The organism is Aeromonas sp. MR7 (assembly GCF_963899385.1).
Taxonomy (GTDB): domain Bacteria; phylum Pseudomonadota; class Gammaproteobacteria; order Enterobacterales; family Aeromonadaceae; genus Aeromonas; species Aeromonas bestiarum.
On record NZ_CAWQXH010000021.1, the window covers coordinates 332,755 to 349,020 of the forward strand.

The following is a 16,266-nucleotide window of genomic DNA, read 5'->3' on the forward strand; positions in this document are numbered from 1 at the left end:
GGGGCCCGCAGGCCCCTTCTTGTTCATGACATCCGATTACCTGCATCCGGATCAGGCTTCGAAGCCGGTCAGCGGAGCCTCGGACGACGCCTCCTGCGACACATCCAGATAGATGTCCCGGTACGCCACATAGATGGAGTAATTGAGGGCCGGTATCACCACCAGCAGGCCGATCAACATCAGGGCGGCGCCAAACAGCATCAACCCTGCGGCGATCAGCCCCCACCAGAAGAAGGGCCACATGTTGGTCAGGCAACCTTTGAAACTGAGCTTGGCGGCCTGCAATATGCCGACATCGTGGAAATAGATGAGGGCGGGCGCGAAGGTGATGGCCATCAACACCGGGATCAACAGTGCCAGCCCCAGCAGCAGGCAGAGCAGCAGCCCCTGCGCCTGCGCCACGCTCACCACCATGGACTCGGGATCCTGGGTCAGCAGGGAGGTCAACCCCCACATGGAGAGCAGCCCGAGGCAGATGAGCCCGATCAGAATGAACAGGGCCAGCACCAGCAGGCCACCCAGCATCAGCGGGGTCAGCTTGTTGCGAAACCCGGCGAAGAAGTCGGCAAACTTGAGCTGATTGCCCTCGTAGCCACGCTGGGCCACCACCACCCAGCCCGCGCCCCACACCATGTAGAGCAGCTGGGAGATGAGGCCGCCCGCCGGCAGGCGTTCCAGCAGCAGGCCGACCGCGAACCAGATCAGGACCATGGCGACACTGACGCCCATGCCCTTGTTGAAAATATCGAAGCCGGATCGCACCCAGACCCAGCCACGCCCGATGGGGTGACGGGCGGGCTCGGCGCGCAGGGGGGACAATCCATTCATAACGTTTCCTCAGATGATGACGGGCTGGCTGCCGATTCTAGAGCCATGGGCCGGCTGACTCAATGGCGGACGATCGCCGGTTGCGGCTTCGCACGTCAGGGCTGCTTGTATCAGGCGTTACGGTTATCATAAGAGACCCCCGCACCAGGGGCATTCACTTATTCAAGAGAATCCAAGATGCGTACACTTCATCTGGCGCCGATCCTGCTGGCCTCCCTGCTGCTCAACCTCTGGCAATGGCAGGATCAATCCGCCCCCCCAGCGCCCCAGCCGCAACCCGACGCCGCTGACGGCCCAGCCCTGGCCCAGTGCGACACAGCGGCCAGCCAGAGCGCCAGTCAGAACCTGATGGCCAAGCTGCCCGGCAAGGGAGCGCAGGGTGAACCCGCCCCCGCACAGGAGGCCATGGCCCCCAATCCGGAGCTGGAGGCCGCCATCAGCCAGTGGAGCCAGTCCAGCGACGGCTCTGTGCTGATAGAGCGGCTCTACGATGCCGAGCAGGGCAGCCAGCTCACCACAGTGTTCGATCGGCTGGACGTGGTAGAGGACGTGCGCGCTCAGGTGCAGGAGCAGCTGCGCGAGCTCTATCGCCTCGGCTTCGATCACCCCGATGCCTACGAGCAGGAGAGCCAGCGCATCTGGAGCAACATCAGCAACCTGCTGGGTGACGACACCCGCACCCGGCTGGAACAGGAGCTCTACTCGGGCGACATCAACCGCCTGCTGGAGATCCAGGGCCGACTGGCGGAGCGCGGCGAGCTGCTGGCCCCGACCCAGCGCCAATCCCTGACGCGTCTGCTGAGCGATGCCAACCAGCAACTGGCCCAGCAGGAGAGCGGCGATGCCGGCACCTATCTGGAGAACCAGAAGGCCTATACCCAGCGCGTGCTGGAGAGCAGCCGCGCCTTCCTCAACCCGAGCCAGCTGAAAGTCGTGCAGGACATGCTGGAGCTGGATCTGGTCCGCCAGGAGGTGTCGGTCCAGATGGAAGCCATCTATCAGCGCTTCCAGCCCGCGTCCTGATGCCCTTGCCCTGGTTCGTTTGACCCAACCCATAACGTGGAACCGTCATGAGAGTCGTTTGTTGTATCTTGTTGCTGCTGGCCAGCCAGTGTGCCCTCGCCGAGGGATTTATCAGCCGTCTGCTCAACCATCCGGTGCCGGGCGGCGTTGCCGTGGTGCCGCTTGGCAATGCAGCGCAGGCCCCCGCCGCCCGTTATCAGGGCAAGCCCGTGCTGGTGGTGCGGGAAGAGGATCGCCGCTGGATCGCCATCGTCGGCATTCCCCTCAAAAGCCAGCAAGGGGCTCATACCCTGACGGTGAATGATGGTCGCAGCCTCGGCTTCACGGTCGGCAACAAGCACTACCGCGAGCAGCACATCAAGCTCAAAAACAGCCGCCAGGTCAACCCGCTGGCCGAAGACATGACCCGCATCAACCGCGAACTGGCGGAGCAGACCCTGGCCTATCAAACCTTCAGCCCTGCCCAGCCCAGCAACCTGCTGTTCGACAAGCCGGTGCAGGGCCCGCTCTCCAGCCCGTTCGGCCTGCGCCGCTTCTTCAACGGCGAAGAGCGCAACCCCCACTCAGGCCTCGACTTCGCGGTCGGTGCCGGCACTCCCATCAAGTCACCAGCGGCGGGCAAGGTGATCCTGATCGGCAACTACTTCTTCAATGGCAACACCGTCTTCGTCGACCACGGCCAGGGGTTGATCAGCATGTTCTGCCACATGTCGAAGATCGACGTGAAGCTGGGCCAGACCCTGCCCCGTGGCGGCATAGTCGGCCGAGTCGGCGCCACCGGCCGCGCCACCGGTCCCCACATGCACTGGAACGTCAGCCTCAACGATGCCCGGGTCGATCCCGCCATCTTTATCGGGGCCTTCAAGCCCTGAGGCGGACCACGAATGCAGAAGAGGCAGCCCTGGGCTGCCTCTTCTTGTTATGACGATAGACTCACCTTCTCTGGCTACTGCGCCAGGCCCGACGCGGCGTGCAGACCGGCCTCCTTGCGCATGGCCCACCACATCACCAGCACCAGCACAGTGCTGCAAGTCGGCAACGCCAGCCAGACCCCGGCCACCCCCCACAGGGAGGAGAAGCCCCACAGGAAGCCGCCGATCAGCACCAGCTTGCCACCGGTAAGCAGGGAGGCGATGCGAGCCCGGTTGATGGCCTGGAAGTAGGTGGCCCCCACCAGCAACAGCCCTTCCATCGGCAGGCCCCAGAAGTAGAGCCAGATGCCGAGGCTCGCCACCGGCAAGAGGGCCGCGTTGTCGCCGGCAAACAGGTAGACCACCCCTTCCGGCCACAGATAGAGCGGGATCATGCCGCACAGCGCCACCAGCAGGGTGACGCCCAGCGCCAGGTTGCGCACCCGCAGCACCCGTTGCCAGTTGCCCGCCCCCGCGTTGAAGCTGGCGATGGGCTGTATGCCCATGGCGATCCCCTCGAAGATGAGATAGAAGAAGGCCTCGCTGTAGCTGATGACGCCATAGGCGGCCACGTGCAGCGAGCTGCCCACCGCCAGCAGCGCCTTATTGTGCAGCGCCAGCACCACCGACAGGTAGAGGTACATCAGAAAGCTCGATACCCCGAGCCGCAGCGTCTCCCGCATCAGTCGCCAGTCCGGTACCAGCGTATCCCAGCGAATGCGCAACTGGCTGCGCGGGGTGAAGAAGTGCCACAGACAGAGGCCGCCGGTCACCGCCTGGGAGAGCATGGTGGCGATGGCCGCCCCCGCCAGGCCCCAGGGGACGACCGCCATCAGCAGGTAATCGAGCAAGACGTTGAGTACGCCGCCGCCCACCAGGATCCAGGTAGCGAGACCGGGTCGTCCGTCATTGCGCAGCAGGGCGGTGAACGCCATGGAGAGCACGGCAAATACTCCGAGCCAGGCGTACCACTGCAGATAGGCGAGCCCTGCGTCGAATATGAGCCCCTCGGCCCCCATCCAGGCCAGCATCTCATCCCCATAATTGATGCCGATAAAGGCGAGCACGGCCGAAGCGAGCAGCACCATCACCAGCGCATTGCCGACTATGTGGCGCGCCTTCGCCTGCTCCCCCTTGCCGAGGTAGAAGGAGGCGAGCGACGAGGAACCCATGCCGATCAGCGCCCCCACCGCATAGAGCACGGCGCAGATGGGATACGCCAGCATCATGCCCGCCAGCCCGTCCTGGCCCAGGATATGGCCGACGAAGATGCCGTCTATGGTGACATAGATACCGGTGACCAGCATGGCGGCCACGGTCGGCGTGACGTAGCGCCAAAACAGGCGGGAAAGGGGGGCCGTGCCCAGATCGACTGCTGACATAAGATGCTCTAAGGAGGGGAAAACGGCCGGAATAATAGCCAAACAAGGTCCGGATCGCCCGTTATTTATGTTACAAATCATTAATATGGAAAACTTTACCCGCCTCGGCCCCTGCTTTAGGCTAGGGCGACCTCTCATGAACGGAAACGTGCGCCATGTTGCAACGCCTGCTCTCCCTGCTGCTGCTCTCCCTCTGCCTCTCCCCTGCATTCGCTCAGGCCAATGACGCCATCACCCAGGTGGAGGAGCTGCTGCAGAGCGTGCCCAAGACCGACAGCCCGGAAAACCAGAAGTTGCGGGAAAGTTATCAGCAGGCGCTGCAATTTGCCCGGGAAGCCCAGCGCTATCGCGAGCAGGGCAAGGCCTATCAGCAGATCCTCATCGACTACCCCAAGGAGTCGGCCCGCCTCAAGGAGAGCCTGCACAACTATCAGCCCCAGTCTCGCCCGCCGCTCTCCTCCCTCAAGGAGGAGCCGCTGCGCCAGGCCATAGGCCTGAGCAGCAACCGCCAGCTCAACCTGCGCAAGGAGCGCCAGGCTGTGATGGACAGCCTCAACCAGCTGGAGAGCACGGGCCAGGAGTATCACCTGCGGGTCGACGAGCTGCGCAAGCAGTTGCAACAGACCCGCACCCTGCTCGATCGGCTCAGCTTCAGCAGCGAATCGGATCGCCAGCAGGAGGCACAGCAGCTGGTCACCCGCCTCAAAGAGCAGAGCCTGTCCGACCGGATCCAGATGCTGGAGCTGGAGCAGCTCTCCGCCCAGCAGCGCAACGATCTCGGCAAGCTGAAGCTGCAGGAGCTCAACCTCGCCATCACGGACGAGGACGAGTGGCAGACCAGCCTGCTCAACCAGCAAAACCAGCTGCGACGGGAGAAGACGGAGCTGGCGCTGGCGGAGAGCGAGCGGCTGCGCAAGCAGCTCACCTCCGACATGCCGCTGCTGCTGGAGCAGCAACAGCAGAACCAGGCGCTCTCCATCCAGCTCGGTGCGCTGGAAGATCAGATAGAGAGGGTGCAGGACGATCAAAGGGCCATCGACAAGAACCTCTCGGCCCTGAACGATCTGGTCAACTCGGTGCGGGAGCAATTGGAGTGGCTGCAGATCAGCAATGCCTACGGCGAGAACTTGCGCAGCAAGCTCTCCGATCTGCCGGCCTACTTCCCCCTCGACAAGCTGGAATCCGCCATCGTCAACGCGCGCATGGCCAAGTACCAGTACGAGACGGAGCAGGACGCGCTCAAGGATCCGCGCCAGCTGCGCGAGCAGCTGATGGCCACCGATGAAATGGCCCTCGACCGATCCCAGCAGGCTGTGCTCGACAACCTGCTCAAGGCCAGGCGGCAACTGCTGACCCGGCTCAACGACGCCTCCGACAGCCTGATCCAGGAGCAGACCCGGCTCAAGCTGCTCTACAGTCGCCAGAACAGCAAGATCGACGAGATCCGCGATCTCAGTGCCAGCCACCTGTTCTGGATGCCGGATGTGCGCCCGCTCACCCCGGCCGTGCTGCTCGGGGTACCGGCGGCCCTCGGCCTCGCCCTCAACCCGGTCAACTGGTTGCAACTGCCCCAGGCCATCGCCGAGAACAACCCCATCACCCTCACCTTCGCCGGCATAGGCATCCTGGTGCTGGCCTGGTGCTGGTTCAAGCTGGCCCGCCATCTGACCCAATACAGCCAGCACATAGCGCCCCGCATCGGCAAGGTGACCCAAGACAAGTTCAGCCTCACCAGCCGGCTGCTGATGCGCTCCCTGCTCGCCTCCCTGCCCCTGCCCGCCATGGTGCTGATGGTGCGCGGCCTGCTCGACGGCGCCTGGCAATATCCGTTCGCGGTGGCGGTGGCCCGCGGTCTCGGCGAGATCTGGTTCCTGCTGCTGGCACTCTTGATGGCGCGTCACCTGACGCTGGAGAAGGGGATCCTGATCCTCCATTTTCGCTGGCAGAAGGAGCGGGTGCAGAAGGTATGGAGCCAGTTTCGTACCCTGCTGTTGGTGATCATCCCCAGCTTCTTCGTGCAGGGCATGGCCAACAGCTATCAGGATCACGCCTTCTACGACTCCCTCGGCCGGATGGCCTTCATCGTCGGCGCCCTCTGGCTGCTGCTGTTCTTCGCCCGTCTCAACCGGGAGCGGCTGCCGCTCACCTGGGGCCAGGCCGACATGACCAAGCCGCATTTGCTGCACCACTTCATCTGGAACAGCCTGATGCTGGCGCCCCTGCTGGCTGTGATCGGCTCCCTGCTCGGCTACTTCTACACCTCGCGCATCCTGCTGCGCCAGCTGGAGCTGAGCCTGCTGATGGGGCTGGGCTGCCTGCTCGTCTACTATCTGGCGCACCGCTGGATGCTGATCCAGCGCCGCCGTCTCGCCTTCGAGCGGGCCAAGAGCAAACGGGCCGAGATACTGGCCCAGCGCGGCCGGGAGGAGGGGCACGACGAGCTCAGCTCGGAGATCCCGGACGTGGTGGAAGATACAGAACTGGATCTCGATACCATCAGCGCCCAGTCGCTGGGGCTGGTGCGTACCCTGCTGATGCTGGGCTTCACCATGCTGGTGGTGGTGCAGTGGTCCGAACTCAACTCGGCGTTCAGCTTCCTGCGCAGCATAGAGGTGTGGCAAGTCACCAGCAAGATTGGCGGCATAGAGCAGCTTTCCGCCATCACATTGCAGGATCTGATGCTGACGGCGTTTACCTTCATCCTGACCGTGGTCACGGCCCGCAACCTGCCTGGCCTGATGGAGCTGACCCTGCTCCAGCACCTGAGCCTCTCCCCCGGCACCGGCTTTGCCATCACCACTGTCACCAAATACATAGTGCTGGTGGTGGGGGCGCTGAGCGGTTTCTCCATCCTCGGCATCGACTGGTCCAAGGCGCAGTGGATGGTGGCAGCCCTCTCTCTCGGCCTGGGTTTCGGCCTGCAGGAGATCTTCGCCAACTTCGTCTCGGGTCTCATCATTTTGTTCGAGAAACCGATCCGGCTCGGCGACACAGTCACCATCCGCGAGCTGACCGGCACAGTCACCAAGATCAAGACCCGCGCCACCACCATAGTGGATTGGGACAGGAAGGAGATCATCGTCCCCAACAAGGCCTTCATCACAGAGCAGTTCATCAACTGGTCCCTGTCAGATGCCATCACCCGGGTACGACTGCGCATCCGCATCGGCCTGACCCAGGAGCCCAGGCGGGTACAGACCATTCTGGAAGAGTCGATCCGGGCCTCCACCCTGGTGCTGGAGACCCCCTCCCCCGAGGTGTTCCTGATCGAATTCACCGACTCGGCGCTGATCTACGAGATCCGGCTCTATGTGAACAGCATGGATCACCGCATGCCCATCACTCACGAGGTGCACTCGCTGGTGCTGGAGAAGCTGCAACAACAGGGGCTGGGGCTGCCGCACCAGCAGATCGACATTCGACTGAGCCGCGCCTGATCGCGGCGCAACAGGAGCCATATCATGCAGATCATCGCCCATCGCGGAGCCAGCGGGCTGGCACCGGAAAATACCCTCAAGGCCATCCGGCTGGCGCTGACACTGGGCGCCCAGGCCATAGAGATAGATGTACAGCGGGCCGACGGCGAGTTGTGGGTCTTCCACGACCGGCGACTGGAGCGCTGCACCGACGGCAGCGGCGTGCTGACGGCGCAATCCCGTGCCTATCTGGCGGGACTTGATGCGGGGGAAGGAGAGCCCATCCCGACCCTGTGGCAGGTGATGGAGGCCATCGCCGGCAAGGCCGAGCTGCATATCGAGCTGAAAGGGGCGCAAACAGCCGACGAGGTGGCCCGACTGACCCTGCGTGCCGAGGCGGAGCTCGGCTTCACGCCAGCGCACTGGGTCGTCTCCTCCTTCCACCATCCTGAGCTGGCCCGCTTTGCCGCCTTGCGGCCCGAGATCCGGCTGGGGGCACTGACTTCCACCATTCCACTCACTCTCGCCAAGTTTGCGGCCGAGCTCGGAGCCTGGTCGCTCAACTGCGACCTGGACTTTGTCGACGAAGCACTGGTCATGGATGCCCATCGACGGGGATTGAAGGTGCTGGTCTATACGGTCGATCACACTGCCGACCTGACGGTACTGGCCGCCATGGGGGTGGACGGGATATTTACCAACCGGCCGGACCGCTTCCTTACTGCGGCCTGATCGGACTCATTATTTCGGCAGGAGATCGATAAACGCTGATTTAGGCTATAAATTTAAGTGCGCACCGGGATACAAAAAGTTCTACTTTGGCCGATAACAGTTGGCTCATAACAATAAAACGACACATCGCAGACTGACGCTCACAAGGATGTAAATATGAACTTATCCATCAAGAACAAGCTTGTCCTCGCCATCGGGGTCATTATCCTGGTCATCACAGGCCTGCAGGTCTGGTACAACACCTCCCAACTGAGAAGCGAAACCCAACGCCTTATCTGGAGTTTCATCGACGACAGCTCGGCTGCCAATGTGAAAGGCATCTCCCGCTGGCTGGATGCCCGGATCAGCATGGTCACCTCCACCAAGGAGGCCTTCACCAAGGAAGACGAACCCATCAGCCATCTGGCCCAATCCATGAATGCCGGCAACTTCGATCTGGTCTATGCGGGCACGAAAGATGGCAAGATGATCCAGAGCAAGCCGACCAATCTGCCGGCCGGCTATGACCCCCGTCAGCGCCCCTGGTACAAGGACGCCATGGCTGCCGGCAAGCTCGCCATCACGGCGCCCTACGCCGACATCACCACGGGTCAACTCATCATCACCATCGCCGAGCCCTTCACCCGCGGCAATACCCAGGGGGTGATCGCCGGTGACGTCTCCATCGATGCGCTGGTACGCGATGTGCTGGCCATCAACTCGGAAGGCACCTACGCCATCCTGGTGGACAGCAATGGCACCATCATAGCCCACCCGGACAAGGAGCTGGCCCTCAAACAGGCGACCGCCATCTCCCCGGATCTGACAGCCGCCAAGGTCAACGAACTGGCCCATGACAACACCATCTCCGAGATGGAGATCAGCGGCAAACCCAGCGTGTTCGACCTGACCGAGATCCCCAACACCAACTGGTATTTCGGCATAGTGGTGGATGAGGCGGTTGCCTATCAGTCCGTATCGCGCATGGTCACCTCCGCCCTGCTGCAAGGCCTGCTCACCATTCTCATCGTGGCCGGCTTCTCCTATGTGGCCATCAACGGCTCCCTGGCCCCGCTGAAAACCCTGGGGGAAGCCATCGCCGACCTCTCTCGCGGCAACGGTGACCTGACTCGCCGCGTCAAGATCGAGCGTGAAGACGAGGTGGGGGTCGTGGCCAAGCACGTCAACACCTTCATCGATCGCATCCACGTGATGGTGCAGGATATCTCCAACTCCTCCGGCCAACTGAACCAGCAGGCCAAGTCCTCCCACAACATGGCGGAGAAATCCAGCCAGGGCTTGGCTCGCCAGCAAAACGAGATCTCCCAGATCGCAACTGCGGTGCACGAGATGTCCGCCACCGCGGTGGAAGTGGCCAGCAACGCCGAACAGACCGCAGATGCGGCCCGCAGCTCCTCCAGCAGCTGTGATCACGGCAAGCAGGTTATCGCCCGCAACCAGCGCTCCATCACGGATCTCGCCACCCAGGTCAAACAGGCCTCCGGCATCATTCAGGAACTGGAGAAGAACGCGCAGGAGATCAACACCATACTCTCCACCATCCAGGGCATAGCCGAGCAGACCAACCTGCTGGCACTGAACGCCGCCATCGAGGCTGCGCGGGCCGGTGAACAGGGTCGTGGCTTTGCCGTGGTGGCCGACGAGGTGCGGGTGTTGTCACAGCGTACCCACAGCTCCACCGTCGAGATCCGCAGCATGATAGAGACGCTGCAACGCAACACCCAGGGCGCCGTCAGTACCATGCACGAAGGCCAGCTGCTGGCCCAGAACAGCGTGGAAGATGCGAACGATGCCACGCAGGCGCTGGAGCAGATCACCGCCTCCATCAACCAGATCTCCGACATGGCCACCCAGATCTCCAGCGCCGCCGAGGAGCAGCGCGCCGTGACCGACGAGGTCAGCCGCAACATCCAGGCGGTCAAGGATGTGTCGGACGAACTGGCGGTAGACGCCGACAGTTCTCGCCATCTGTCTGAACAACTTAAAAATATTTCAGGTGAACTGAGCAATCAGGTCGGCATGTTCCGCATCTGATCGGCGTAAATCAAAGGGGCCACACAGGCCCCTTTTTTTATGAAAAAATGCTTTTGTTTCAATAGTTATTACCACATCAACGATCGGGACTATGGGGATAAAAATTCTCATACGAAGCGGTATCTCGTCATAAAGCAACGCACCACGATCGACATTCGGATTAGTTTTTTGAACCCATCCGCGCCATTAGCCAATCCGTGAATAATTCTTATTAAATATTTTTGATAAAAAACTTAAAAACTTTATGGGTAATACCTAAAAAGAGAGGTGTTTCTCATTTTTTTGAAAGAAAACTACGTATAATCCTGAGCTTAAAATAACCATAGCAATGACAGCGGCTGATACCGATAACTGAAGGATGGCGATAATTACGGCGTTTTCATCCATGGAATGGGGTGATTTTGATAAAAGTCACCATTGCCAAGCACTAAAACAAACCAGTTTGACTTGCATCAAGCCTGAATTTTTTTCATAGAGCAAAATCGTGCCCAGCAAATCTATCCCTAAGGAGGCAGATGTGGATATTATCAAGACCGATGTCGCCATCATCGGTGCCGGTGGTGGTGGCCTGCGTGCCGCAATCGCCATAGCAGAAGCACACCCGGATCTGGACATCGCCCTGATCTCCAAGGTCTACCCGATGCGCAGCCACACAGTGGCCGCAGAAGGCGGTGCCGCCGGTGTTGTCCGTGATGATGACTCCCTCGAAAACCACTTCAACGACACCGTATCCGGTGGCGACTGGTTGTGTGAGCAGGACGTGGTCGACTACTTCGTCAACAACGCCACCAACGAGATGATCCAGCTGGAGCACTGGGGTTGCCCCTGGAGCCGCAAGCCGGACGGCAAGGCCAACGTGCGTCGTTTCGGCGGGATGAAGATCCCGCGGACCTGGTTCGCGGCAGACAAATCCGGTTTCCACATTCTGCACACCCTGTTCCAGACCTCCATCAAGTACCCGAGCATCAAGCGCTTCGATGAGCACTTCTGCATGGACTTGATCGTGGACGACGGTCGCGTCCAGGGCGTGCTGACCTTCGATATCCAGAACGGCGTCTCCCGCTTCATCCAGGCCAAGTCCGTCATTCTGGCCACAGGTGGCGCCGGTCGCGTTTACCGCTACAACACCAACGGCGGCATAGTCACAGGTGACGGCATGGCGCTGGCCTACCGCCACGGCGTGCCGCTGCGCGACATGGAATTCGTTCAGTATCACCCGACCGGTCTGCCGGGCACCGGCATACTGATGACCGAAGGTTGTCGTGGTGAAGGCGGCATCCTGGTCAACAAGGATGGTTACCGCTACCTGCAAGACTACGGCCTGGGCCCGGAAACTCCGGTCGGCCAGCCGAAGAATAAACACATGGAGCTGGGTCCGCGCGATCGTCTCTCCCAGGCATTCTGGCAAGAGCAGCAGAAAGGCCGCGTGATCCAGGGCCCCATGGGCGACGTGGTTCACCTCGACTTGCGCCACCTCGGCGAGAAGTACCTGAAAGAGCGTCTGCCCTTCATCTGCGAGCTGGCCAAGGCCTACGTGGGTGTGGATCCGGTCAAGGAACCTATCCCGGTACGTCCGACCGCCCACTACACCATGGGTGGTATCGAGACCAACGGTCAGTGCGCCACCCGCATGCCGGGCCTCTACGCCCTGGGCGAGTGTGCCTCCGTCGGTCTGCACGGCGCCAACCGTCTGGGCTCCAACTCCCTGTCCGAGATAGTGGTATTCGGCAAGGTAGCGGGCGAGCACGCCGGTGAATTCGCCAAGACCCAGGCGCACGGCGACACCCAGGCACTGGCCGCTAAGGCCGAGCAGTTGATCAAGCAACACCTCTCGCTGATGGACATAGACGGCACCGAAAACCCGGCCGATATCCGCAACGAGTTGGGCATGTCCATGGAAGCCGGTGTCGGTATCTACCGTACCGAAGAGCTGATGCAGGGCACCATCGACAAGATCAACGAGCTGAAGGCCCGTTACAAGAAGGTCAAGATCAACGACAAGTCCTCTGTCTTCAACACGGATCTGCTGTACGCCATCGAACTGGGCTACATGCTGGACGTGGCCGAAGCCATGGCACATTCCGCCATCAACCGGAAAGAGTCCCGCGGTTCCCACCAGCGTCTGGACGGTTATGAAGAGCGGGATGACGTGAACTACCTCAAGCACTCCCTCTCCTTCTACAACCAGGAAGGCGCCCCGACCATCGATTACTCCGATGTGAAGATCACTAAATCCCAACCGGCAAAACGCGTATACGGTTCCGAGGGTGAGAAACAAGACGAGGCTAAGAAGAATGGCTGAGATGATCGAAATTGAAATCCTGCGTTATCGCCCTGAGCAGGACAACGAGCCCTGGATGCAGACCTTCCAGGTGCCTTATCTGAAAGAGATGTCCCTGCTGGATGCGCTGCAATACATCAAGGATCAGCTCGACTCCACCCTGAGCTTCCGCTGGTCCTGCCGCATGGCGATCTGCGGCTCCTGCGGCATGATGGTAAACGGTATTCCGAAGCTGGGTTGCAAGACCTTCCTGCGTGACTATCTGCCGGGCAAGATGACCATAGAGCCGCTCAACAACTTCCCGATCGAGCGCGATCTGGTGGTCGACATGTCCGATTTCATCGAGAAGCTGGAGAGCATCAAGCCCTACATCATCCCGAGCGAACCGCGCAGCCTGTGCGAGGGCGAGTACACCCAGACCCCGGCCGACATGGCGAAGTATCACCAGTTCTCCATGTGTATCAACTGTGGTCTGTGCTACGCCGCCTGCCCGCAGTATGGCATCAACAAGAAGTTCACCGGTCCGGCGGCCCTGGCACTGGCCTATCGCTACAACGCCGACAACCGCGACAGCGCGTCCAAAGAGCGGATGAAGATCCTCAGCCAGGACGAGGGCGTCTGGGGTTGTACCTTCGTGGGTTATTGCTCCGATGTCTGCCCCAAGGGTGTGGATCCGGCCGCAGCCATCCAGCTTGGCAAGGTCGAGAGCGCCAAGGACTACATGATCGCCATGTTCAAGCCAGATTGAGATCAGGAATGAGACCATGAACAACACCAATAGCAAACGTAAGCCTTACGTCCGCGAAATGAAGAAAGACTGGTGGCTGAAGAATGCCTTCTACACCGGTTACATGATCCGCGAAGGCACCAGCATCTTCGTCTCCATCTATGCCGTCGTGCTGATGTGGGGTCTGCTGCGTCTGGTTCAGGGTCAGGAAGCGTTCAACGGCTGGCTGGAATCCCTGCAAAGCCCGATCGCCATCCTGTTCCACGTCATCGCGCTGGCAGCCTGCCTGTTCCACGCCAAGACCTGGTTCGCCCTGGCGCCCAAGGCCATGCGCATCTTCCGTGGTGAAGACCTGGTGCCGGAGAAGCCGATCGTCATCGCCCAGTATGTGGCGCTGGCAGTGGTATCCCTGCTGATCCTGATCATCGTGGCTTGAGGAGATTAATGATGAGACGTTCTGACGAACCCATTTACTGGGGACTGTTTGGTGCCGGTGGCATGGTGGTTGCCATGTTGCTGCCAGTGATTGTCCTCATTACCGGTCTGCTGGTGCCCATGGGCATCATGGACGTGGAGACCATGAGCTACGAACGCGCACTCGAGTTCGCCAGCTCCTGGTGGGGTGCCTGCATCCTGCTGGTGATCATCGCCCTGCCCATCTGGCACGGCATGCACCGTATCTACCACGGTCTGCATGATCTGGGGATCCATACCACCAAGCTGCACCACTATGTGTTCTATGGCTTCGCCTTCCTGGTGTCTGCCATTACCGTCGGTCTGCTGATGGTGCTGGTCTTCCAGTAAGCGCATCCTGACGCAATGACAAACCGGGCCAAGTGCCCGGTTTTTTTATGGCCATCACTGCACCGGCGGCAAGAATCTGCGCATCACCTCGTCGCTGTAACCGCTGTCCTGAAAGTCGATGAGCACCTGATTGATACGGGTCACCAGCTCATAGGCGCGTGGCGAGCCCTTGCTCACCAGCAGATAGAAGCCCTTGCGACTGGGCAGGGCGAGGTTGAGCAGACCACTCTCGCTCTGGTAGATGCCAAGGCCGATGCCGCTCATCAGCGGCTCGATTTCACTTGGCAGAAAGTCGCAGCGATCCCGCCCCAGCATGTCCAGCGCCTGCTGCAGCTGCTTGACCCGGCGCGGCTCCAGCACCAGCCCATAGGGGGCATAGTTGTAGCCAATCACACCGCACACCCGGGAGCGGTTGACCGTCTGCAGATCGGGCACCTCGGGGAAGCGGCGCTTGAGATAGAAAAATCCGAGGTGGGTGTAGTAGAGCGGCACGCTGTAGAAGGCGAACTCTGCCCGCTCGGGTTTGTAACTGGCATCCCAGGTCAGCTCGCACAGTCCGTTCTGGCGATAATCCGCAAGTTCCTGCTGCACCCGCGCCCAGGGCAGGTAGCGGATCTGGTGTGACAGTCCCAGTTTTTTCAGGGCATCGAGCACCAGTGTGGTGGCCGAGCCGGTGAGGCGGCGGGTGTCGGGCACGCCATCCTTGCGCTCCCAATAGGTGAAGGGGGCCCACTCATTGCCCTCCCCCAGGCAGATCTGCACCTCGGGCTTGGCCGCCTCCACCAGCCCGGCCAAGCCCCATCCCAGCAGCAACAACATGGATCGCGTCATCGTCTCCCTCCTTCGCTTCCCTTGCAGCTTAGTTCAGGCGGGGGTGATGCTCCCCGTCAGGGTGCCCCCTCCTGCCACAGGGCCAGCAGGGGCGCGGGGATGGCGCCGTAGCGCAAGGTCGGGGTCTGGTGCCAGTCGGCCAGCCGCTGCAGCGCTTTGGCCAGATCCTGCGCCAGGGTGCGGGTCACCCTGACCCCCGCCTCCAGATAGAGACTCTTTATCTCGAAGATCCCCTGCTGGCGATGGGCCTTGGCGTCCATCCTGCCCACCAGCTTGCCGCGATGCAGCAGCGGCAGCACGAAGTAGCCGTACTGGCGTTTGGGCGCCGGGGTATAGCACTCGATGCGATAGTCAAAGTTGAACAGTTCACTTGCTCGCTTGCGATCCCAAACGAGCGGATCAAACGGCGACAGCGCCGTGGTGTGGGTCGCCTTGAGGGTGCCTGCCTGGGCCCTCGCCAGCTCATCGGCAAGGGAGGCGTGCACGAAGGCGCCGTGCTGCCACCCCTCCACCCGCACCGGCAGCAGTTCTCCCTCGTCCGCCAGCTGGTGGAGCAGAGCGTCGTATTTGCCGCGCCGCAGCCGATAGTAGTCGGCCACCCAGCCGGTCTTGACCAGCCCCAGCGCCCGGCAACTGGCCCGCACCATGTCCCTTTGAGCTTGTTCCGGGCTCGGCAGATCCCGCTCGTCACGCCAGTCGGGCATGATACGCTCGGCCAGATCATAGACCCGCTGGAAGTTGCGCCGCTCGCGTACCATCAGCTGGCCCGCGGTAAAGAGCACCTCCAGATGGCGCTTCTCCGGCTTCCAGTCCCACCAGCCGTTGCCCTTCCCCTCCTTGCGCTCGAAATCGGCCGCCCGCACCGGGCCATGCTGGCGAATGCGCTCGATGATTTGGCCTATCTCCTGCTGATGGGTGGCGAGCCAGTTGGCCGAAAACTTCCAGCCCATGGCGGCGGGATCCAGCATGCGATGGCGCAGCAGGCGGTAATCCTCGCGCGGCACGAAGCAGGCCTCGTGGGCCCAGTATTCGAAGAGATCGCCGTCGGCCAGCAGTTGCTCCAGCCAGCGCGTATCGTACTGCCCCAGCCGGCTGAACAGCACCAGATAGGGGCTGCGCGCCACCACAGAGATGGTGTCTATCTGCAGCAGCGCCATGCGGCGGATGGTGGCCAGCAGATCGGCCGGGGTCGCTTTGCTGCGACGGGGGGCAAGCAGGCCCTGGGCCGCCAGTTGCAGATGACGGGCGTCCTGCAGCGAGAGATGGGGGATCGACATGAAAAACCACTCCTTGGTGT

The 16,266-nt window shown here is 61.4% G+C and carries 13 protein-coding genes; 9 read left to right on the top strand and 4 right to left on the bottom strand.

What is annotated here, in order from left to right; translation table 11 throughout:
• Positions 1–51 precede the first annotated feature (51 nt).
• Complete coding sequence (locus AACW87_RS13305; RefSeq protein ID WP_241325182.1) at positions 52–828, bottom strand: BPSS1780 family membrane protein; 777 nt, start codon at positions 826–828, stop codon at positions 52–54.
• 177 nt (positions 829–1,005) lie between these two features.
• Here AACW87_RS13305 and AACW87_RS13310 point away from each other — a divergent pair, with 177 nt between their 5' ends.
• On the top strand, positions 1,006–1,851 hold the full coding sequence (locus tag AACW87_RS13310; protein ID WP_241325183.1) for a hypothetical protein: 846 nt from the start codon (positions 1,006–1,008) through the stop codon (positions 1,849–1,851).
• A 47-nt stretch (positions 1,852–1,898) separates the two neighbouring features.
• The gene (locus tag AACW87_RS13315; protein WP_241325184.1) at positions 1,899–2,723 is read left to right on the top strand and encodes a M23 family metallopeptidase; all 825 of its coding nucleotides are present in this window, start codon (positions 1,899–1,901) and stop codon (positions 2,721–2,723) included.
• Positions 2,724–2,797: 74 nt separating this feature from the next.
• Here the strand turns inward: AACW87_RS13315 and AACW87_RS13320 are convergent, their stop codons facing one another.
• Complete coding sequence (locus tag AACW87_RS13320; RefSeq protein WP_241325185.1) at positions 2,798–4,144, bottom strand: MATE family efflux transporter; 1,347 nt, start codon at positions 4,142–4,144, stop codon at positions 2,798–2,800.
• 155 nt (positions 4,145–4,299) lie between these two features.
• Here AACW87_RS13320 and mscM point away from each other — a divergent pair, with 155 nt between their 5' ends.
• The 7 genes from mscM (at position 4,300) to frdD (ending at position 14,138) form a co-directional block, all read left to right on the top strand.
• Positions 4,300–7,581: a miniconductance mechanosensitive channel MscM gene (gene mscM, locus AACW87_RS13325; protein ID WP_241325186.1), complete on the top strand. Its 3,282-nt coding sequence runs from the start codon at positions 4,300–4,302 to the stop codon at positions 7,579–7,581.
• A gap of 24 nt (positions 7,582–7,605) precedes the next feature.
• Positions 7,606–8,292 carry a glycerophosphodiester phosphodiesterase gene (locus AACW87_RS13330; protein ID WP_241325187.1) on the top strand — a complete coding sequence of 229 codons (687 nt, stop codon included), beginning with the start codon at positions 7,606–7,608 and terminating at the stop codon, positions 8,290–8,292.
• 156 nt (positions 8,293–8,448) lie between these two features.
• Positions 8,449–10,326 (top strand): methyl-accepting chemotaxis protein, encoded by a 1,878-nt coding sequence (locus tag AACW87_RS13335; protein ID WP_043555132.1) that lies wholly within the window; start codon positions 8,449–8,451, stop codon positions 10,324–10,326.
• Positions 10,327–10,843: 517 nt separating this feature from the next.
• On the top strand, positions 10,844–12,628 hold the full coding sequence (gene frdA, locus AACW87_RS13340) for a fumarate reductase (quinol) flavoprotein subunit (protein ID WP_043555131.1): 1,785 nt from the start codon (positions 10,844–10,846) through the stop codon (positions 12,626–12,628).
• Positions 12,621–13,355: a succinate dehydrogenase/fumarate reductase iron-sulfur subunit gene (locus AACW87_RS13345; protein WP_241325188.1), complete on the top strand. Its 735-nt coding sequence runs from the start codon at positions 12,621–12,623 to the stop codon at positions 13,353–13,355. Before frdA ends, AACW87_RS13345 begins: the two co-directional genes overlap by 8 nt.
• A 16-nt stretch (positions 13,356–13,371) precedes the next feature.
• Positions 13,372–13,770 (top strand): fumarate reductase subunit C, encoded by a 399-nt coding sequence (locus tag AACW87_RS13350; protein WP_021138209.1) that lies wholly within the window; start codon positions 13,372–13,374, stop codon positions 13,768–13,770.
• A gap of 11 nt (positions 13,771–13,781) precedes the next feature.
• The gene (gene frdD, locus AACW87_RS13355; protein WP_042867662.1) at positions 13,782–14,138 is read left to right on the top strand and encodes a fumarate reductase subunit FrdD; all 357 of its coding nucleotides are present in this window, start codon (positions 13,782–13,784) and stop codon (positions 14,136–14,138) included.
• A gap of 54 nt (positions 14,139–14,192) precedes the next feature.
• On the opposite strand, the gene AACW87_RS13360 is transcribed toward frdD, so the two are convergent.
• Together AACW87_RS13360 and AACW87_RS13365 are read right to left on the bottom strand one after the other, a co-directional pair.
• Positions 14,193–14,969 carry a substrate-binding periplasmic protein gene (locus tag AACW87_RS13360; protein ID WP_241325189.1) on the bottom strand — a complete coding sequence of 259 codons (777 nt, stop codon included), beginning with the start codon at positions 14,967–14,969 and terminating at the stop codon, positions 14,193–14,195.
• 56 nt (positions 14,970–15,025) lie between these two features.
• On the bottom strand, positions 15,026–16,246 hold the full coding sequence (locus AACW87_RS13365) for a winged helix-turn-helix domain-containing protein (protein ID WP_241325190.1): 1,221 nt from the start codon (positions 16,244–16,246) through the stop codon (positions 15,026–15,028).
• Between the last annotated feature and the right edge of the window lie 20 nt (positions 16,247–16,266).